The 20,053-nt window shown below is 63.1% G+C and carries 16 protein-coding genes and 1 riboswitch; of the genes, 7 read left to right on the forward strand and 9 right to left on the reverse strand.

The annotated features are described in order from the left end of the window. Nucleotides 1–25: 25 nt before the first annotated feature. Nucleotides 26–691 (reverse strand): HAD family hydrolase, encoded by a 666-nt coding sequence (locus tag DW823_RS03025; RefSeq protein ID WP_197032175.1) that lies wholly within the window; start codon nt 689–691, stop codon nt 26–28. Between the two features lie 263 nt (nt 692–954). Further along, a riboswitch (cobalamin riboswitch) is annotated at nt 955–1,082 on the forward strand. 167 nt (nt 1,083–1,249) lie between these two features. Here DW823_RS03025 and DW823_RS03030 point away from each other — a divergent pair. After that, on the forward strand, nt 1,250–5,779 hold the full coding sequence (locus DW823_RS03030) for an FIVAR domain-containing protein (RefSeq protein WP_118080188.1): 4,530 nt from the start codon (nt 1,250–1,252) through the stop codon (nt 5,777–5,779). Nucleotides 5,780–5,960: 181 nt separating this feature from the next. Here the strand turns inward: DW823_RS03030 and hypE are convergent, their stop codons facing one another. The 7 genes from hypE to trxA all read right to left on the reverse strand — a co-directional run bounded on the left by hypE (nt 5,961) and on the right by trxA (nt 12,464). Then, on the reverse strand, nt 5,961–6,995 hold the full coding sequence (gene hypE / locus DW823_RS03035) for a hydrogenase expression/formation protein HypE (protein ID WP_118080191.1): 1,035 nt from the start codon (nt 6,993–6,995) through the stop codon (nt 5,961–5,963). 81 nt (nt 6,996–7,076) lie between these two features. Then, nucleotides 7,077–8,192, reverse strand: a complete 1,116-nt coding sequence (gene hypD / locus DW823_RS03040; RefSeq protein ID WP_233542968.1) for a hydrogenase formation protein HypD — start codon at nt 8,190–8,192, stop codon at nt 7,077–7,079. Then, entirely contained in the window at nt 8,192–8,452 is a 261-nt protein-coding gene (locus DW823_RS03045; RefSeq protein WP_118080193.1) for a HypC/HybG/HupF family hydrogenase formation chaperone, read from the reverse strand. The genes hypD and DW823_RS03045 overlap by 1 nt, the downstream gene beginning before the upstream one ends. A 129-nt stretch (nt 8,453–8,581) precedes the next feature. After that, nucleotides 8,582–11,035 carry a carbamoyltransferase HypF gene (gene hypF / locus DW823_RS03050; RefSeq protein ID WP_118080195.1) on the reverse strand — a complete coding sequence of 818 codons (2,454 nt, stop codon included), beginning with the start codon at nt 11,033–11,035 and terminating at the stop codon, nt 8,582–8,584. A 117-nt stretch (nt 11,036–11,152) separates the two neighbouring features. Further along, complete coding sequence (gene nikR, locus DW823_RS03055) at nt 11,153–11,662, reverse strand: nickel-responsive transcriptional regulator NikR (protein WP_199574326.1); 510 nt, start codon at nt 11,660–11,662, stop codon at nt 11,153–11,155. Between the two features lies 1 nt (nt 11,663). Continuing rightward, nucleotides 11,664–11,912, reverse strand: coding sequence for a hypothetical protein (locus tag DW823_RS03060; protein WP_118080198.1), 249 nt, complete (start codon nt 11,910–11,912; stop codon nt 11,664–11,666). Nucleotides 11,913–12,143: 231 nt separating this feature from the next. After that, complete coding sequence (trxA, locus tag DW823_RS03065; RefSeq protein WP_118080314.1) at nt 12,144–12,464, reverse strand: thioredoxin; 321 nt, start codon at nt 12,462–12,464, stop codon at nt 12,144–12,146. Nucleotides 12,465–12,600: 136 nt separating this feature from the next. Here trxA and DW823_RS03070 point away from each other — a divergent pair, with 136 nt between their 5' ends. From DW823_RS03070 to DW823_RS03090, 5 genes are all read left to right on the forward strand, one after another. Beyond that, nucleotides 12,601–13,176, forward strand: coding sequence for a hypothetical protein (locus tag DW823_RS03070; RefSeq protein WP_118080201.1), 576 nt, complete (start codon nt 12,601–12,603; stop codon nt 13,174–13,176). Between the two features lie 242 nt (nt 13,177–13,418). Next, on the forward strand, nt 13,419–14,444 hold the full coding sequence (gene nadA, locus DW823_RS03075) for a quinolinate synthase NadA (RefSeq protein ID WP_118080203.1): 1,026 nt from the start codon (nt 13,419–13,421) through the stop codon (nt 14,442–14,444). Nucleotides 14,445–14,500: 56 nt separating this feature from the next. Beyond that, a complete protein-coding gene (locus tag DW823_RS03080) occupies nt 14,501–15,877 on the forward strand; it encodes an L-aspartate oxidase (protein WP_233542969.1) in 1,377 nt (458 codons plus the stop codon). A gap of 3 nt (nt 15,878–15,880) precedes the next feature. Next, the gene (nadC, locus tag DW823_RS03085) at nt 15,881–16,741 is read left to right on the forward strand and encodes a carboxylating nicotinate-nucleotide diphosphorylase (protein ID WP_118080206.1); all 861 of its coding nucleotides are present in this window, start codon (nt 15,881–15,883) and stop codon (nt 16,739–16,741) included. Continuing rightward, nucleotides 16,741–17,286 (forward strand): transcription repressor NadR, encoded by a 546-nt coding sequence (locus tag DW823_RS03090; protein ID WP_118080208.1) that lies wholly within the window; start codon nt 16,741–16,743, stop codon nt 17,284–17,286. The genes nadC and DW823_RS03090 overlap by 1 nt, the downstream gene beginning before the upstream one ends. A 142-nt stretch (nt 17,287–17,428) precedes the next feature. Here the strand turns inward: DW823_RS03090 and DW823_RS03095 are convergent, their stop codons facing one another. After that, nucleotides 17,429–17,614 (reverse strand): DUF362 domain-containing protein, encoded by a 186-nt coding sequence (locus tag DW823_RS03095; RefSeq protein WP_118080210.1) that lies wholly within the window; start codon nt 17,612–17,614, stop codon nt 17,429–17,431. A 544-nt stretch (nt 17,615–18,158) separates the two neighbouring features. On the opposite strand from DW823_RS03095, the gene dnaK reads away from it, so the two are divergent. Beyond that, nucleotides 18,159–20,051 carry a molecular chaperone DnaK gene (gene dnaK, locus DW823_RS03100; protein ID WP_006235214.1) on the forward strand — a complete coding sequence of 631 codons (1,893 nt, stop codon included), beginning with the start codon at nt 18,159–18,161 and terminating at the stop codon, nt 20,049–20,051. Nucleotides 20,052–20,053: the final 2 nt, after the last annotated feature.

The following is a 20,053-nucleotide window of genomic DNA, read 5'->3' on the forward strand; positions in this document are numbered from 1 at the left end:
GCAGCCGCGCTGAGCGGCGGCTCCGCTATTCGCCCAGCACCAGTGCTGCGAGCTCTGCCTGACTGTCCACCACGTAGTCGGCGCCGGCGGCCTCCAGCTCTGCGCGGCCGCGGAAGCCCCAGCTGACGCCGGCGCTCTTAAGGCCGGCGTTGTGGCCGGTCAGAACATCGACATTGGAATCGCCCACATAGAGCGTGGTTGCCGGATCGGCGCCCAGCTCCTCCATCACATGCAGCGTGACGGGCGCTTCGGGCTTAGGCGGAAACGCATCGACACGGCCCTGCACCAGCGCAAAGTGCTCGGAACCAAAGTATTTCTCGATAAGCGGGGCTGCCGAAATATGGTCCTTGTTGGTGAGCACGGCAAGTTGAACGCCCGCTGCGCGCAGACGGTCGAGCATCTCAATCGTGCCGGCGTAGGGTGAGGTATGGTCCTCCTTGTGCTCGCCGTAATAGGCCCTAAACTCGGCAAGCGTCTGCTCAAACATACGGCCGTCGCCCGCGTACTCGGCGGGCATAAAGCGCTCAACCAGCTTAAGCATGCCATTTCCCACCTTGTAGCGGTACTCGTCCACGGCAAACGTGGGCCAGCCGTGCATCTCGCAGGTGTGGTTGCCGGCGGCCGCCAGGTCCTCGAGCGTGTTGAGGATGGTGCCGTCAAGGTCAAAGATCACGGTGGAAAAAGCAGCCATAGGTACGCTCCCATCTAAATAGCTCACGTAAACGGCAACCATAATAGCGCGTGTCGTCCAACCGGGAATGAGCGGGTCAAAAGTCCCACGGGGGACATTCGGCCCGCTCAATCTTGCGGGCGGGCTTGGTTCGTTAGCGGCCTAGTGGCGATATGGGTTGCCTATAGGTGGTCATCCGGGAGCCATATGGCTCGGGTATGGCGGTTTTTTGTGTAGCGCATTGACCGATTTACCTGCGGTAACGTACACTTCCTCCGATTAAAAATAGAAGCCGGAGCACGGGTGCGCGCGAGCGCATAAAGGGGAATCGGGTGAGAATCCCGAGCAAGGCGGTTACTGTATGCGGGCGCGCCCGCGAGTCAGATTACCTGCCCGCGCTCTTCTCGAAACCGAGGGCCTCTCTGTTTGCCGCTGGATTCCGGTCTACAAGGGGTGCTGCTGAGCGTGCGTTTTGCTGCCGATAGGGTGGCTGACGTGGGCCTTTGTGCTGCCGGGGTATCGCCTGTCCCGCCTTCTTCGCCATGGCTCTATTGCAGGTTCGCGAAAGAAGGAGAATGGGTGACGCGAAACAACATTATGCTCAAGCGCCTGGGAGCCGCTGCTTTCTCGGCGCTGCTCGTCTGGTCGATGCCGGGTACGTCGGCATTTGCCGAGGGCGTGGCAGAGGTCGCTGTGCAGGCGCAGGCCCAGGCCTCGCAGCAGGCGGATACTGCCGAGAATGCCGACGAGTCGAGTTTCACTGCGGACGAGCAGACGGGTGCTGAAGGCGCCGAGGCATCGGCGGACGAGGCGAGCTCCGAGGCCGCTCCGTCTGCCGATGAGAGCCTTGCTGCCGCGGCGGACATCGACGACGAGGATGCCGATGCTCAGCAGGCACGCGGCGCGCGCGTCGCCAAGGCCGGCGAGACCGTGATGGTCTCTTTTGCCGATGAGCTGCCCACCACCATCGAGGCCGGGGCTGTCGTGAAGCTCGCGGCGAATATCAGCCTTGAGGCTGGCCAACAGATCGAGACCGTGGCCGGTACGCTCGATGGCCAGGGCCACAGCATCGTGCTCAACGGCAAGGCGCTGGCGAAGAGCGTGGCTGGTACGGTACAGAATCTGGGCGTGACGGGTTCGATGACGATTTCTGGCACCGACGGTCCTATCGCCACCACATGCTCGGGTACCGTGCAAATGTGCTGGTCGACGGCAAGCCCCTCTGACGACAATTGGACTTTCGCTGACGCTGCCGGTCTTGTAGGCAAGCTCGATGGCGGTTCGGTGCTCAACTCGTATTACGCCGGCAGCCTCAGCGGCATGCCCTTTGGCGGTTACGGCCTCGTTGCCTGGTATCAGTCTGGCACCGTGACCAACAATCTGTTCACTGCGGGCGATCAGGCGTGCGGCTACAAGGTCGATTCTTCCTTTGGCAGCAAAATCTCTGTCGACGACCTCAAGACCCAGGCCTCGGTCGATAAGCTCAACACCGATGCCCCTGCCACCGGCTTTACCTGGTCTGCGCAGGGCGGTTTGCCTGTGCTGATCTCGGGCGGCGCTGCGGTCGTCGTGAACAAGGATGCCCTCAAGGCTGCGATTGACGATGCCAACGCCAAGATCGAGAACGACTACACGGCCGAGAGCTGGTCGAAGCTCGCTGAGGCCCTTGTGAGCGCTCAAGACGTCTACGCCAACGATGACGCCAAGCAGGCCGAGGTCAACGCCGCAACCAAGACGCTCACCGATGCTATTGCCGCGCTCGAGAAGCCCAAGCCCACCGAGCCCGTGGCTCAGCCGCAGAACGTAGTGCACCTGAGCTCGCAGAGCGACCTCGAAAACAAGTTCAAGCCCGCCGACGCCGACGCCGACGCCTATTACGTTCTCGACAACGACATTACCATCGATGACGAGTACTTCTTTGCTCCCATGGGCATACTTGCGGGCACACTCGACGGCCAGGGCCACACCATCACCTTCGCCAACGGCGGTGGCGTGAAGTCGCTCATGGGCGGCGTTGCCTCCACGGGCGTGGTGCAGAACATCTCGTTTGCCGGCAAACTGAAGCAAGCGACGGACGGCAAGGCGTTCGGCCCCCTGGGCAACAGTGTGCAGGGCGCCGTGCTCAACTGCTCCACGAGCGTGACCGGCAAGGGCGTTGCGGGCTTTGCGCGCACGCTCGACGGCGGCATCGTGTCCAACTGCGTGTCGACCTCCGAGGGCACGGCGGGCGCGCTGTTCGCGACCTACAACGCGGGCCAGCTCGTCAACACCTACTGGGGCGCATTCCTCACCAACAAGATGGACGCCCCCGCCTCGGCGCTCGTCAACGCCTATGCCGTCGACCCGGCCGACATGGCCACCGACGCCTTCGCCGACCTCATCAACGCTAACTGCGGCGCCAACGGCAGCAGCTGGGGTATCGATAAAAATGGCACGCCGGTCTTTGGCTCGGGCAACAGCTACCAGGCGCCCGAGGATACCACGCCCGACGACACCTACACCGTGAGCTTCACGGCCAACGACGGCACCAGCCAGGCGGTTGCCGACCATATGCTCGAGGTTTCGCCCGACGCTGTGAACGCCTACCGCAAACTTGGCGTTTTTGCGCTTAAGGGCGTGCCGGCCACGAGCACCGTCACCTGGGGCACCGACGATGCCAACCGCGGAAACATCGGTATCAACGAGTCCACGGGCGAGCTTTACATCTACGACAACGCCACCGGCACGGTGACCGCCACCGAGCATAAGGCCAATGGTTCCGAGCAGACCGTGGCCACCATCAAGATCAAGGCCAAGGCCAAACAGTTCGATGACTTTGAGCTGTGGTATCGTGCCTCCGACGGCACCGTGAGCGACGTGACCGATGGTGCGGCTACCGTCCAGGGCTCTGAGGTGCGCAACCTCGAGGTGCGCGTGCATTACGTCGACGCCGATAAGGACGAGTACGTGCCCGTTTCGTTCAGCCGCTTCCACTTTGCCTCGAGCGATCCTACGACCATCTACAGCAACGACTACTCGGCCTGCTTTTACTTCAAGCATGCCGGCAGTGCCACGATCACCGTTACCCCGCGCGACGTCGCATCTGCGGGCGCTGGCTCCAAGAGCGTGACGCTGACGTCAGAAGCCGTGGCCGCCACGTCCATCTCGATGGGCTATAACGAGGACGGCGCCACCGTCTACCTGCAGGGCCGCAACCCGCTCTCCGAGCGCGGCGCGTTTTTGACCGATCACGCACGCCCGGTGGTGGCGCCCGACAACGCCACCAACCGCGACAACTTTACCGTGACGAGCAGCGATCCTGCCGTGGCGGCCTACGCCACCGCGGGCGAGATCGGCTACACGGCGTACAAGGCTGGCACCACCACGTTTACCGCGACGCTGCCCGACACGGACGCCGACGGCAAGGTCATCAGCGCGTCGTGCGACGTGACTTATGCTTACCAAAATCCGCTTGCGAGCGTGACGGCCGGCACGGACAGCCTCTACCTCAAGGCCGGCTCGGCGCAAAAGCTCGACCTGACCTTTACCGGTAAAAACGACGCGGACGGCTGGAGCGTGACCGAGCCCGGCCTCACCTGGACGTTCAAGACGCTCGACGGCAAGGACGCCTCGGGTATCGTGGGCATCGACCGCATCGAGAAGGGCGCCTGGAAGCACGTCGACGGCGCTCCCGATGACGGCCTGTACGTGGCCTCGAGTGACTACACGGTGACTGCGCTTTCGGCCGGCACGGTGGTCGCGACGGGTACGCCGGTGGACACGACCGCCGGTGCCGAGCCCGTGACGCTTACCATCACCGTGGCCGGTGTGGCCGCGAGCCCCGCCACGAGTGAGTCCGCCTCGGCGGGCATCGATGCTGCCGCTGCGTTCATCGACGTGCGCCGCAGCTCCGACGCCTTCCAGTACGGCGACGAGTGGGAGATCTACGACTTTGCCAAGGCGGGCCGCAAGATCGATTCCAAGCTGCTCGACAACTACCGCACCTCGCTGGCCAAGCACAAGGCCGAGTGGGGGAGTGCGACCTGCGCTCTGACTGAGACCGAGCGTGTGGCGCTGGCCCTCTCCGCCATCGGCGAGGACATCACCGACTATGACGGCGTCAACCTGGTCGAGCTCATCTGCAGCCGCACCGATATGACGCGCGCCAACGAGAAGATCTTTGCGCTGATGGCGCTTAATGCGAGCGGCTCGGATGTACCCGCCGGTTCTGCCTGGACGCGCGCGAGCCTCGCGGACGCCGTCTGCGAGCTTCTCGGCAGCGACGACGCCGTGGAGGGTACGCGTCTGGGCGACGTGGACCTGACGGCCATGGCGATCCAGGCCGTGGCGCCCTATGAGGGCGACACCAAGGTCGATGCTGCCATCGAGAACGGCCTCTCCTACCTCAAGGGCAAGATGAGCGCGGGCACCTGTGATTTCGGTTCTGCCGAGGCCAATGCCCAGGTGATCCTCGCGCTGCTTTCGCTCGACCGTGACCCGGCCAACCCCGTTAACGGGTTTGCAAATGCCGTGACCAACGTGGTCTGCGCGCTGGACCTGTACCGCGTGGACGGCGGCAACGGCTATGCGCACAGCAAGGGCGGCGCGGCCAACGCCATGGCGACCGAGCAGGCGCTCCGCGCGCTCACGACGTATCGTGTCTCCTCGGGAGAGACGATTGCCTGGAAGACGGCCGTGACGGCGGGCAAGGGCTCGAGCAGCAAGGACCCGCAGAAGCCCACGGTGGCGCCGGGCGTCCTGACGCCGGGTGCCGGGTCGGACGGCGGTGCCGGCAACGGGACCGCCGGTTTTGCGGGCGTAATGGCTCCTGTGGCCGCCAAGATGGCCGGTGCTTCCTCGAGCGAGGGCGCCAAGGCAGCTGGCGATTCCAAGGCCGAGGCCGAATCCGGCAAGAAGGATTCGACGGAGTCTTCCGTCGCCGGCAAGACAGACAAGAGCGGCAAAAAGTCGGGCACGTCCGGCAAGACCGCCGCGTTGAGCGCCGGCGCCGCCAACAAGGCTGCGGACGCGGGCTCGAACGGCTTTGCCATCGCCGGTGTTGCCGTGGGCATCGTCGGTATCGCGGCCGTCGGCGGCTGGTTTTTCTACACCAAGCGTCGCGCGGCGTAGCGAGCGTCTGCCTGACAGGTAAATACTGCAAGGAGTATGGTCTTGCAAAGCGAAGGGCCCTCCTGCCGATCAGCTCGGCAGGAGGGCCCTTCCATCTCCCCGCAGTTTGAGTGGGCCAACGTCCCAGTGAAAATGGGCGGGCCGATTGTGGTCGGATGCTGGGCAGCTTGCAGAGCAGCCGCTAGCAAATCCTTGGCAGCTGCTCTCCCACGAGCATGTCGAGGATGCGGGTCGAGCCCCAGCCGGTGCGTACGCGCACGACGGGCCGAGCGTCCGGTCCAAACGGCAGCACGCGGCCGATAATCGCGGCGTTTTCGCCGTAGCGCGCGGCACGCATGGCCGCCAGCGCGGCATCGGCCTGCTCAGCAGGCACCACGGCGACCATCTTGCCCTCGTTTGCTACCTGCAGCACATCGTAGCCGAGCATCTCACATGCCGCCTGCACATCGGGGCGCACGGGCACGGCATCCTCGTCGATCTCCATGGCAACGCCGCTGGCCTGGGCAAACTCGTTGAGCGTGGATGCTAGGCCGCCGCGTGTGGGGTCGCGGAAGCAGCGGGTGTCGGGGGCGGCGGCGAGCACGTCGGCAATCAGATGATTGAGCGGCGCAGCGTCGCTTTCGATGTCGCTCGAAAACGCCAAGCCCTCGCGTTGGCTCATGATGGCGATGCCGTGGTCGCCTAGCGTACCCGACACCAGGATGGCGTCGCCGGGCCGGCAGTTGGCACCGCTGAGCGTCACGCCTGCGGGAACCTCGCCCACGCCGGCGGTATTGATGTAGACGCCGTCGGCACCGCCGCGCTCGACCACCTTAGTGTCGCCGGTGATTATGGACACGCCCGCCTCGTGCGCCGTTTCGGCCATGGTCTGCACAATTTGGCGCAGCTTGTCCATGGGATAGCCCTCTTCGAGGATAAAGCCGCATGAGAGGTAGCGCACGTTAGCGCCCGAGGTCGCGACGTCGTTGACGGTTCCGCATACGGCGAGGCGGCCGATATTGCCGCCGGGGAAGAACTGCGGCGTTACCACAAAGCTGTCGGTCGACATGGCGATTCGCCCGCTTGCGGGCAACGCGGCGACACCGGCATCGTTGCCAGCAAGCAGCTCGGGCGACCCAAAGGCATCCAGAAAGACCTCATCGATAATGCGTTTCATCATCTGGCCGCCGGAGCCGTGACCCAGCAGGACGGTGCTATCGGTAACGCTATGGGACATATCGAAAACTCCAATCGTGGGTGGAATTATATGGGTGAGGCGCAGCGTCGACCGGTCCGCCATTCGTTAGAACGGCGGAACCTAATAGTCGCGGTAGCGGTAGTACGCCGCGCAGCTACCTTCGGAGCTCACCATGCAGGGGCCGACGGGGTGTTCGGGCGTACATGCGTGGCCGAACAGCGGGCAGTCGCTTGGCGTGATGGCACCGCGCAGCACGTCGCCGCAGCGGCATCCGCGTGGCTCAACCGTCGGTTCAATGGGCACGTCAAAGCGGGCGCCGGCATCAAAGCGCGCGAATTCGGGTCGGATGGAAAGACCCGAATTGGCAATCGGTCCCAGCCCGCGCCACGTGGCGTCGCACGGCTCAAATACCTGCTCGACCAGCTGGCGTGCTACGGGATTGCCGTCTGCATTGACGCCGCGGCGGTAGGCGTTGTCGATCGCCGGCCTGCCTTCGACAACCATCTGGACCAGCATGCAGATGCCCTGCAAGATATCGACCGGCTCAAACCCGGTGACCACGCCCGGGGTCTCGAACTCATCGACCAAAAACCCAAAGGGTGCCAGGCCTGTGATGGTAGCGACGTGACCAGGCAGGATAAAGCCGTCGATGGTCGTCTCGGGGTCGTTGGAGATCGCGCGCAGAGCCGGCGGCGTGGTCTTGTGAGCACAGTAGACCGAGAAGTTCTGGAGCCCGCGCGCGTCGGCCTCCAGGATGGCGGCGGCAATGGTGGGCGTTGTGGTCTCAAAGCCGACGCCCATAAAGATAACCGGGCGTTCGGGATTTTGCTCGGCAATGTCGAGTGCGTCGAGCGGAGAGTAAACGATGCGGATGTCGCGCCCCGCCGCCTTTTGCGCGGCAAGCGAGGTGGACGATCCGGGCACGCGCATCATGTCGCCAAAGGTGGTGATGATGGCGCCGTCCATGTTGGAAAGCGCGATTGCGTGATCGATGTCACGGTTGGCGGTGACGCAAACGGGGCACCCCGGGCCGCTCAGCAGTTTGAGTCCCGTCGGCATAATGGAGCGAAAGCCATAGCGGCCAATGCTCACGGTATGCGTACCGCAGACTTCCATAAGGTTGATGGTGCGGTCGCCGACGAGTTCACGGATGCGTTCGATGAGCTCGCGGGCCAGCTTGGAATCGCGAAATACCGAAAAGTCGATACCGGAGCGAGCCGGCTGCGTCGCCGCCACTAGTATGCCTCGACCGGGTTGGTGGCGAGTTGGTCCTCTTTGGCCAGCTCGGTCATAGTATTGACGAGCTCGAGGGTCTCTTGGGCCTCCTGCTCGTCGACAATCTGAATGCCAAAGCCGGCGTGCACGAGAATATAGTCGCCTGCCTGTGCCGTCGGCACGAGGCGCAGCGAAACGGGGCGCTCGATGCCCATCATGTCGACGGTCGCCTTAAGGTCGTCGTCGCGTTTGACCACTTTACCGGGAACGGCAAGGCACATAATGTTCCCCTTTATACGTTTTGCGCTGGATAGGCGCCTAATTACCCATCAGTTGATGGTAGCGCTCGCGGGAGTCACGAGCAAACGCGTTACACCTGTGAGACGGTGGCGCGCAGGCTGGAAAAACGCCTATCGCGATGCTGTCTGCGCGAGGAGAGCGCGAGCGATGGCGGCCTGACCGTAGGCGATGCAGCCGTCGTTGACGGGCACGGAGTGGGGAACCAAGACAGTGAGACCCACGCTTTTGAGCTCACGGGTGAGGAGCTGGAGCAAAAGTCGGTTCATGAACACGCCGCCCGAGAGCGCGACGGTGTCGAGGCCTTCACGGGCGCAGATCTCGCTTGCGATGTGGGTCGTAGCGTGCGTAATGGCGATGTGAAACCCGAGGGCGAGCCTGTCGGCCGGCGCGCCTGCCTCGATTCCATTCAGAAGAGCTTCGATGAGCGGTTGGGGGTCCAAGATGGGGGAGTCGTCGGCAGACGTGAATACGCCTGCATGATTGCCGTCGAGACGAACGGTCTTACCGCCGAGCGCGCGCCAGGCGGCGGCCTCAAGCTCGATGGCGGGTTCACCCTCGTAGGTCGCTTGGCCGCAAATGCCCAGGATCGCGGCTGCGACATCAAACAAGCGACCCATACTGCTGGTGCGCGGGCTGTTGATGCCACGTTCGATCATCGTTGCCGTCACGCTACGTGTTTGCTCGTCTAGGCTGCCCAAGAGCCGATCGGCCCCCGGGTGTTCAAGCAGGCCGAGCTCAGTGAGCAGGGCAAAGGCGTTGCGGCGGGCGTCGCGCACGGAGGCCGCCCCACCGGGGAGCGCCCAGGTGCGCAAATGCGCGGCGCGCTCAAAGCCGCCAAGGCTTGCAACAAGAAACTCGCCGCCCCAAATGGTCCCATCGGTGCCGGCGCCGGTGCCGTCAAAGGCGATGCCAAGGACGCGCGCGTCGGTTGTAAGCTGGTCCGCGACGATAGCCTCGGCCATTACGCTCGCGATATGCGCATGATGGTGCTGCACCTCGACGAGCGGCAGATTGCATTTTCGCGCCTGCTCGCGCGCCCACTGGCTCGATAGATAGCTGGGGTGTAGATCGCAGGCCAAGGCGGCGGGCGCCAAGTCAAAGAGATCTTCCAAGCGCGTGCGCGCGGCGTTCCAGGCATCGAAGGTCCCGCCGTTTTCAACATCGCCGATATGCTGCGACACAAAACAGGCCGCCTCGCCGTTCGCGTCCTCGCGTGTGAATGCAATCGTTGCCTTTTGCTGTGGGCCGCAGGCGAGCACGCAGGGCGCGACAGCGTCGAGTGCCGGCAGCGGCAACGGCCGAGGCGCATATCCGCGAGCGCGGCGCACGGGCATAACGACCCCACCGACCGTGCGCACCACGGAATCATCGTAGCGCGAGAGGATTGCGCGGTCGTTGCCGAGCAGCGCGTCGGCAATGCCGGCGGCAACGAGGTGTTCCCAGGCAAGGTCATCGTCGGTCTCGATGGGTTCTTCGCTCAGGTTTCCGCTGGTCATGACGAGCGCGTGCATACCGCGGGCTTCTGCCGCGGCAAGCAACAGATGCTGAAGCGGAGTGTAGGGGAGCATGACGCCGAGCTCGGGAAGGTCGTGCGCGACGGATGGCGCGAGTGTAAGGGCGTCGGGGGAATCTCCCTCGCCAACAGCACGCCGGCGCAATAGCACGATGGGGCGGATGCTACCGGTTAGCAAGCCGCGCTCGGCATCATCGACATGGCACAGGCGTTCAGTATCGGCAAGGCTGCGCACCATAACGGCAAGCGGCTTGTTGCTGCGGCGCTTGCGACGGCGCAGCTCGACCACCGCCTGCTCGTTGGCGGCGTTGCAGGCCAGATGGAATCCGCCCAGGCCCTTGATGGCGACAATACCGCCGCTGGCCAGCAACTCGACACAGCGGTCAATAATGGCATCGCTGGTTTCGCACGTGCTGCCGACGGCTGGCGTCGCCCCCGAGCCTTCGAGCTCCATGTCGCCCTCTGCCTCGCGCCAGGTAATATGTGGCCCGCAATCAAAGCAGGCATCGGGCTGTGCGTGAAAACGCCGGTCGAGTGGGTTGGCATACTCCGCGGCGCACTTGGGACACATGGGAAAACAATCCATCGACGTGGCCGCTCGGTCATAAGGCAGCGATCGGATGATGGTAAAGCGTGGGCCGCAGTTAGTGCAGTTGATAAAGGGGTAGTGATAGCGGCGGTCGGCGGGGTCGAACAGTTCGCGCAGGCAGTCGTCACAGGTGGCGATATCGGGGGAGATGAGCGTCGTGTGCACGGTCTGATCCTGCGACGCTACGATACGAAAGACCTGCTCATCGTCGGCATCCCAAGCGTCGGGCTCCAGGTCTGCAACGGTGATATGCTCTACGCGGGCTGCCGCAGGCGCATGCTCAGAAAGCGCGGCAACAAAAGCATCGAGCGCATCGGCCGGAGCATGCGCCTCGATGTGCACGCCGTCGCCCGCATTGAGCACCCAGCCACAAATGCCATGCGCCATGGCCTCGCGATACACAAACGGTCGCATGCCAACGCCCTGCACAATGCCCGTCACATGAATATGCGCATGCCGCATGCGACACCCCTCATCAAAACCGACCAAAAAGGGACAGGTTTATTTTGGTAGGTAAAACTTCTAAACCCGCCAAAACAAACCTGTCCCTTTTTGGCAGGTGCGCTGCGGGAAATCCCGCTATAGCCCCAGGCTTTGCTTGGTGGCGGCGCAGGTGAGCTCGCCGTGCTTAACGCCGCGCAGGCCCAGCAGGCGGTCGGCCAGTTCGTAGACGCGCTCGCCGCGACCCTTGAGCGCCAGAATCTCCAGACAGTTGTGGTGATCCAGATGCACGTGCATGGTCGATACGATCTCGTCGGTGTAGTCGTGCTGCACTTCGTCCAGACGGCGCGTCAGGTCGCCGGTATGGTGGTCGTAGATCATGGTGAGCGACCCGATAACGTGCTCATCGGGCGTGCGCATTTGCTCTTTGGCGATTGAGGCGCGAATCAAATCGCGCACTGCCTCGGAGCGGTTGGCCACGTCGCCGCGGCGTGCGATCTGCTCGTCAAAGCGGCGCAGTAGGTCATCGGGCGCGGTGACCGAAAAACGGACCAGCTCGGAGCCGCCGCCGCAACGGCAGCTCGCCTCGTCGCCCGTGCCGTTGCGGTGGTCGTGCCCGCAGCCGTGCTCGTGTTCGTGTTCGGACACCCTACACCAGCTTTACGGAGCCGACGGAGTTGTGGTCAGCCTCGATGGCTTCCTCGTAGCCCTCGAGCGCGTCATGCGCCTCGTGCAGTGCGGTCATGGCAGCTTCGAGCTTGGCACCAATGCGCTCCATGTCAAAATTCTCGGTCGCATGCAGCAGCTGATGGCTCCACTCGTGGGCGAGCTCGATGGTGTCGTCGACCTGCTTGACGCTCATGGCAAGCTGGCTCATGTTCATTCCGACGTCATGCATGGGAAATCTCCTTATGCTCGAGGCAATCCAGTGGTTCAGATTCTACTACGCCCGCACGGGGCGCTACCGCATAAGAAAACGGGTGCGAGTCCGTCTGACCCGCACCCGTTCACTGGGGGCTGTTTGTATCTACCATACTATCCGTGGTCGCATGCGGTGCACCCAGAAGTCCGGCGAGCGGTGCAAAAGCGCTCATGGACGGCGGCAGGACGTCAAAATGTAACCAGCGTATTACAGGTGCTTCTCCAGCAGTGCCTGCAGTCTTGCCTTGGGCAGCGCGCCGACCGAGCGGTCGACCTCCTCGCCGTTCTTAAAGACAACCAGCGTGGGGATGCTCATGACGCCAAACTTCATGGCCAGGTCCTGATTGTCATCGACGTTGCACTTGGCTACAGCCAGCTTGCCGGCCAGCTCGTCTGCCACCTCGTCAACGATGGGCGAGAGCGATCGGCAGGGCCCGCACCAGGGCGCCCAAAAATCAACCAGTACGGGAAGGTTGTCGCTAACGACGGAATCGAAGTTCTCGGGGGTAATCTGCTTAATGTCAGCCATGGTGACCTCCATGATGCGACGCGGCTCGGCCGCGTAAAACTCAGTACGACCGTGCTTATACCCAGCGGCCCGCAAAGCAACCACTCGCGGGCGGCTCTTTTATATAATGGTGGGCACGCAAACGATTGGAGAGCGCATGCCCACGTCACAAAGCCAGAAAAAAGAAGCCATCGCCCAGGCGGCCGAGCAGGAGCTTGCATCGCTTGCGGCCCGTGGCGTGCGTATCGCGGGCAACGCGTGCTCGCCGATCGTACTGGTCAAAGGCGATTTGGATGATGCCGAGCGTTCGGGCGGCGAACTTGCCGCCGGCGCGGATGGTGCCGCATTGCGCAAGGCGCTCGGGGCAATCGGTTACGCGCCCGAAGATTTTTGCGTGCTGGCGAGTGTTGCCGGCGCAGGCGACGGAGCTGTGGCGGTGGGCCACGCCCTGCCGTGCGACCTGTTCCGCGAGGCGCTTGAGGCCTTGGACCCCGAGGCGGTGCTGCTGCTCGATAACAGCGCGGCCGATGTCATGCGCGAAACCTACGCCGACATGCTCGTGGCGATTGATGACTTCGACACCGCCATGCTCAAGCCCGGTCTGATCGCCCATGTGCAGGGCCGCCGCGTGCTCGCGCTCGATGGCTTTGAGGCGGCGCTGACCGACAAAGCGGCCAAGCAGCGCATGTGGGCCTATATCAAGCAGCTGACCCCGGCGGCTGCTCCACTGTAGCGGATTGGCGCCGGCGAGCGATTGCCTGGCGGGCATGCCGTCGACCATGCGCGGCGGCCGTCCAAAGATGCCTCCTACGCTATCGAGAGCTCGGCTATCCTCAGTTTGCCAGTTCGAAAATGGGCCTGCCGCATGATTGAATCTTTATTTCAACTTTACACCTGGCTTTACAGCTGTCTTGTCAGCTGTAAAGCCAGGTGTCATACTAAAGCTCCAAGATTCGCCAAAAGAGAGGGGCCTTGATGGCACAGAGCGCGAACATGGATGCGTCGGAGCTTGCACGCGATATCGCGGCCGGCCTAGCATCGGCAACGACGGCAACGGAGCGCGCGGCACTGGTGCCCACAGAGCTCGTCGAGGCCATTCAGCAACTAAAAACTCAACGTGACGCGGTGATCCTGGCGCACTACTATGTGGCGCCCGAGGTCCAAGCCGTTGCCGATTACGTCGGCGACAGCTTCTACCTGGCAAAGCTCGCCAAGAGCCTGCCGCAGCAGACCATCGTGCTGTGTGGTGTGGAGTTTATGGGCGAGAGCGCCAAGCTGCTCAATCCCACCAAGACCGTGCTGCTGCCCGAGCCGGGCGCGGACTGCCCCATGGCTCACATGGTCAAGCGCGAGACGGTCGACGCGGCGCGCACCGAGTACGGCGACGACCTTGCCGTGGTCTGCTACGTCAACTCGACGGTCGAGATCAAGAGCTGGAGTGACGTGTGCGTTACCAGCTCCAACGCCGTCAAGATCGTCTCCGAGCTGCCGCAGCAACACGTCCTGTTCATCCCCGATCAAAACCTGGGCCGCTTCGTAGCCGAGCAGGTGCCGCAAAAGCACGTCATCCTCAACAATGGCTACTGCCCGCGTCATCACATTATTACCGTCGAGCAGATTGTCGATGCACAGGAGGCGCATCCCGACGCGCTCGTGCTGGCGCACCCCGAGTGCAAGGCCGACGTCCTGGCCGAGGCCGACTACATCGGCTCCACTGCCGGCATCATCAAATATGCCGAGGAGTCGGACGCGAGCGAGTTCATCATCGTGACGGTCCGCGGCGTGCTCTACGAACTTGAGCGCCGCTGCCAGGGCACCGGCAAGAAGTTCTACTTCCCTGCGGTGCAGCCCACCTGTGTCAACATGGATCTCATCACGCTCGAAAAGCTCGTGCACTGCCTGGAGACGGGCGAGGGCGAGGTGCAGATTGGCGTGTCGGACGAGGCCGCCGATCAGGCCAAGCTCACGCTCGACCGCATGCTCGAGTACGCGGCGCGCTAAGCCAATGTGACATGAGGGACCATCCCTTATGCCACATTACAAGGGAGAGGATTCCTGTGGAAACCAAACAATACCCCGATATGGAGTGCGACGTCGTCATTGCCGGTTGCGGCGTGGCAGGCCTGTATGCGGCTCTCAATCTGCCGACGAGCACGCGCGTGATCATGCTCTCCAAGGGCGCGGTCGACGAGTGCGACTCGATGCTCGCGCAGGGCGGCATCTGCGTACTACCCGAGGGTTCTGACTACGATGCCTTCTTTGAGGACACCATGCACGCCGGCCATTACGAGAACCGCCGCGAGAGCGTCGACATCATGATCCGCTCAAGCCGCTCGGTCATCAACGACCTGCTGGCCATGGGCGTGGACTTTGAGCGCAAGGCCGACGGCAGCCTCGACTTTACCCGCGAGGGCGCGCACAGCCGCCCGCGCATTGCCTTCCATGCCGATATTACGGGCAAGGAGATCACAACCAAGCTGCTCCAGGCCGTTCGCAAGCTGGACAACGTGCAGATTTTGGAGCACGTGGCCATGACCGACATCCTGACGGGCGAGCGCGATGGCGCCACGGTGTGCACCGGTGTCGTCGCCGTTTCCGTGGACGAGGGCAACTCAGTTCGTCCCGCCGACGAGCTGGCAAATGCCGCCGAGGGCGTGCATGCTGGCGAGCCGTTTAAGATTCATGCCCGCCACACGCTGTGGGCGACGGGCGGCATCGGCGGCGTATACGACCATTCGACCAACTACCCGCAGCTCACAGGCGATGCCTGCTACATCGCGCAGGAGCACGGCATCACGATGGAGCACCTGGACTACGTGCAGATTCATCCCACGGGACTGTTTTCGCCGCAGCCGGGCCGCACCTTCCTGATCAGCGAGAGCTGCCGCGGCGAGGGCGCGATTCTGCTCAACGCCGCCGGTGAGCGCTTTACCGACGAACTGCAGCCGCGCGACGTTGTCGCCGCCGCTATTCGCGAGCAGATGAAGCAGGACGGCACCGAGCACGAGTGGCTGAGCTTTGCTCCCGTCGAGCGCGACGTGGTGACCGGGCACTTTGCCAATATCCGCGCGCGCTGCCTGGAGGACGGCCGCGACATCTTGGACGAGCCCATTCCCGTCACACCCACGCAGCACTACTTTATGGGCGGCGTATGGGTCGACAAGGACGGCCACACTTCGATGCCCGAACTCTACGCCGCCGGCGAGACGGCCTGCAATGGCGTGCACGGCAAGAACCGCCTGGCTTCTAACAGCCTGCTCGAGTCTCTGGTTTGGGGCCGCCGCGCCGCGTGGTATATGCGCACCGGCGAGTCGCTAGCCGTGGAGCAGGCCGGTGAGCCCGCGCTTGACGGGCGCCACCGCGCCCTGAGCGCCGATGCCCTTGCAATCGATGATTTGGCCCGTGCCGCCGGCACGCAGGCCGTGGAGGAGTAGACCATGAATCCCATTACTATGAAGCTCGTCGTCGATGACCTGATTTTGCAGGCTCTGCGCGAGGACATCACGTTTGAGGACGTGAGTACGGTGAGCGTGTGCCCCACGGCGCGCCCCGCTACCGTTGAGCTCATCGCCAAGGCCGACGGCATTATCGCCGGTCTGGACGTGTTCGCTCGCACCTTTGAGCTGCTGGATTCGCAGAGCTCGGTGCTGTTTGATGCTGCCGACGGTGACGAGGTGCACGCCGGCGACCACGTGGGCCAGGTGCGCGGCGACGCGCGCGTGCTGCTTTCGGGCGAGCGCGTGGCGCTCAACTACCTGCAGCGCATGAGCGGCATCGCAACTTACACGCATCGGATGGCGGCTGCGCTCGAGGGCACCAAGACCGTGCTTGTCGACACGCGCAAGACCACGCCGGGCATGCGTGTCTTCGAGAAGGCCGCGGTCGAGATCGGCGGTGGCAGCAACCACCGCTATAACCTGTCGACGGCTGTCATGCTCAAGGACAACCACATCGACGCCGCCGGTGGCGTGGCGCGCGCGATTGAGATGGCGCGCGCCCATGCGTCGTTTACCACGACGGTCGAGATTGAGTGCGAGAACCTGGATATGGTGCGCGAGGCCGTGGAAGCCGGCGCCGACATCATCATGTTCGACAACATGACCCACGACGACATGGCTGCCGCGATTGAGCTTATCGACGGCCGCGCCAAGACCGAGTGCTCGGGCAACGTGGACGCCAGCAACATTCGCGCCCTGGCCGATCTGGGTGTCGACTATATTAGCTCGGGCGCCCTGACGCACTCTGCGCCGATTCTCGACCTTTCGCTTAAGCACCTGCGTCTGCTGGACGGTAAATAATGGACGCCCGCGAGCGTCGCCGTGCCATCATGGGCGTGCTCGAGGGAGCCACGGGGCCCGTTTCGGGCAGTGCGCTTGCCCGCGAGGTGGGCGTGAGCCGTCAGGTCGTGGTGCAGGATATTGCCCTGCTGCGTGCCGATGGGCACGATATCGTGGCGACCAACCGTGGTTATGTGCTGCAGGAGGCCCCCAGCAGCCCCGCCGTGCCCACGCGCTTGGTCAAGGTTCGCCACAGCGTGGAGCAGGCAGGCGATGAGCTCACGAGCATCGTCGACGCCGGTGGCGCCGTGCTCAACGTGATCGTCAATCACCGCGTGTACGGTAAGATCACGGCCGACTTGGACATTCGCAATCGTCGCGATGTTGAGCGCTACCTGCACGATATCGAGAGCGGCAAGAGCTTTCCGCTATTAACGGTGACGAGTGGCTATCACTTCCATCGCATTGCGGCAGATGACGAGCAAACCCTCGACGAGATCGAGGCCATGCTCAAAGAGAAAGGCTACTTGGCAGATCTAATGCCCTACGAGGACGATCTCTCTTAGCCGACGCTGCAAACGCTCCTAAGCGGCAATCTGCGGCGGTGCCAAATTAGTTATCCTCACAAACAAAAGGAGGCCTCCGCGGCGATGCGGAGGCCTCCTTTTTGTGCACGGTGTACTTTTGAGTGTGCAAGCGGGGGAGTTGTTACTCCTCGACGATCTCGGTGATCGCGCCAGCGGGGCAAGCGTCCTGGCAAGCGCCACAGGCGACGCAGGAGTCCTCGTCAGCGACGGTGGCGACGTCCTGGAGCTCCAGAACGCCAGCGGGGCAGGTGTCGACGCAAACGCCACAAGCGATGCACTCGTCGGCATCAATTACGGGATGAGCCATGGTAGTTTCCTCTCTGTTGACCGACGCTACAGACGATGCGCGCCGGTTTGATTCGGGCAAAAACATACCACGGGAGCGACCGTTTGCAATACCCTCTGGCCGGCATCTTCATACCGTTCGCCGAGTATGCCAAGGTTTACTAAAAAACGTGCAGGTGGGGCCGTTGAGCTGCGCAAATGTTAGCTAAAGGTGACTTGAAATATTGAGCGATTGAGCGCGCTTTTGGAAAGCGTGTCCCGGAATCGACGCTCGAAACGGGTCGCGCTTTCCCCCGGGGTCGCCTCAAGCCACCCCATGCGGCCTCGGGCCCAAACCTCAGCCATCTCTACATAGATCTCGATAGATTTGCCGAGAACTCAATCAGTGCGTCTACCTGCGCATTTGTGAACCTAAACTCTCAGCAATAAGAAATCTTATATGAATTGACTTAGATTTTGTATATTCCGGCCCATAAGGGGATACACTACATCCTGAAAGACAAGCCGAAACACCGCGCGGCAGACCGCCGAGTCGGTGCAAACGCACAAGAGAGAGGGAATTTCTAATGGGCAAGATTCTTGGTATCGACCTTGGTACTACTAACTCCGCAATGGCCGTTCTCGAGGGCGGTTCTCCGACCATTATCGTGAACGCCGAGGGCGACCGCACCACCCCGTCCGTCGTGGGCTTCCGTGCCGACGGCGACCGCGTCGTGGGTAAGGCCGCTAAGAACCAGGCTGTCACCAACCCCAAGAACACCGTGTTCTCCATCAAGCGCTTCATGGGCCGCAAGTACTCCGAGTGCACCTCCGAGATCAAGACCGTGCCGTATGAGGTCAAGGAGGGCCAGGGTGGCCGTGCTGTCGTCGACATCGAGGGCAAGGACTACACCGCCGAGCAGGTGAGCGCCATGACGCTCGCAAAGATGAAGGCCGACGCCGAGAAGTATCTGGGCGAGACCGTCACCGACGCCGTCATCACCGTCCCGGCCTACTTCAACGACGCCCAGCGTCAGGCCACCAAGGACGCCGGTAAGATCGCCGGCCTCAACGTCAAGCGTATCGTGAACGAGCCGACCGCTGCTGCTTTGGCCTATGGCCTGGATAAGCAGGGCACCGACCAGCGCATCCTGGTCTTCGACCTGGGCGGCGGTACCTTCGATGTCTCCATCCTCGACCTCGCCGACGGCGTGTTTGAGGTTCTGTCCACCTCGGGCGACAACCACCTGGGCGGCGACGACTGGGATCAGCGCGTCATCGACTGGATGGCCGATAAGTTCCAGCAGGAGAACGGTGTCGACCTGCGTCAGGACCCCATGGCCCTGCAGCGTCTGAAGGAGGCCGCCGAGAACGCCAAGAAGGAGCTCTCCGCCGCCCAGCAGACCACCATCAACCTGCCGTTCATTACCATGAACCAGTCCGGCCCGCTGCACCTCAACTACACGCTGACCCGCGCCGAGTTCGAGAAGATCACCCGTGACCTGCTCGAGCGCTGCAAGCAGCCTGTCACCAACGCCCTGCGCGACGCCAAGCTTAAGCTCTCCGATCTGACCGAGGTCATCCTCGTCGGCGGCTCCACCCGTATGCCCGCCGTCCAGGAGCTCGTCAAGACCATGACCGGCAAGCAGCCCAACATGTCCGTGAACCCCGACGAGGTCGTTGCCGACGGCGCTGCCGTCCAGGGCGGCGTGCTCACCGGCGACGTCGAGGGCATCCTGCTGCTCGACGTTACCCCGCTGTCGCTGGGCGTCGAGACCATGGGCGGCATCATGACCAAGATGATCGACCGCAACACCACGATCCCGACCTCCAAGACCGAGGTCTACTCCACCGCTGCCGACAACCAGACCAGCGTCGAGATCAACGTGCTCCAGGGAGAGCGCGAGCTTGCCCGCGACAACAAGTCGCTCGGTAAGTTCCAGCTGACCGGTATCCCGGCTGCCCGCCGCGGCGTGCCGCAGATCGAGGTCACCTTCGACATCGACGCCAACGGCATCGTCAAGGTCTCCGCTAAGGACAAGGGCACCGGCAAGGAGCAGCAGATTACCATTTCCGGCTCCACCGCTCTGTCCGACGACGAAGTCGATCGTATGGTCAAGGACGCCGAGGCTCATGCCGAGGAGGACAAGAAGCAGAAGGAAGAGGTCGAGGTCCGCAACCAGACCGACAGCCTGTGCTACTCCACCGAGCAGACCCTCAACGAGCTGGGCGACAAGGTTTCCGCTGACGTGAAGTCCAAGGCCGAGGCCGCTATCGCCGACGCCAAGAAGGCGCTCGAGGGCTCTGACGTCGAGGCCATCAAGGCCGCCGGCGAGTCCCTGCAGTCCGTGGCCTACGAGCTGGCCCAGGTTGTCTACGCCGACGCTCAGCAGCAGACCGACGGTGCCGCCGGTGCCCAGCCTGCCGACGATGACGTTGTCGACGCCGACTACGAGGTTGTGGACGACGAGGACAAGTAATC

It is taken from the genome of Collinsella sp. AM34-10, assembly GCF_003469185.1.
GTDB lineage: Bacteria > Actinomycetota > Coriobacteriia > Coriobacteriales > Coriobacteriaceae > Collinsella.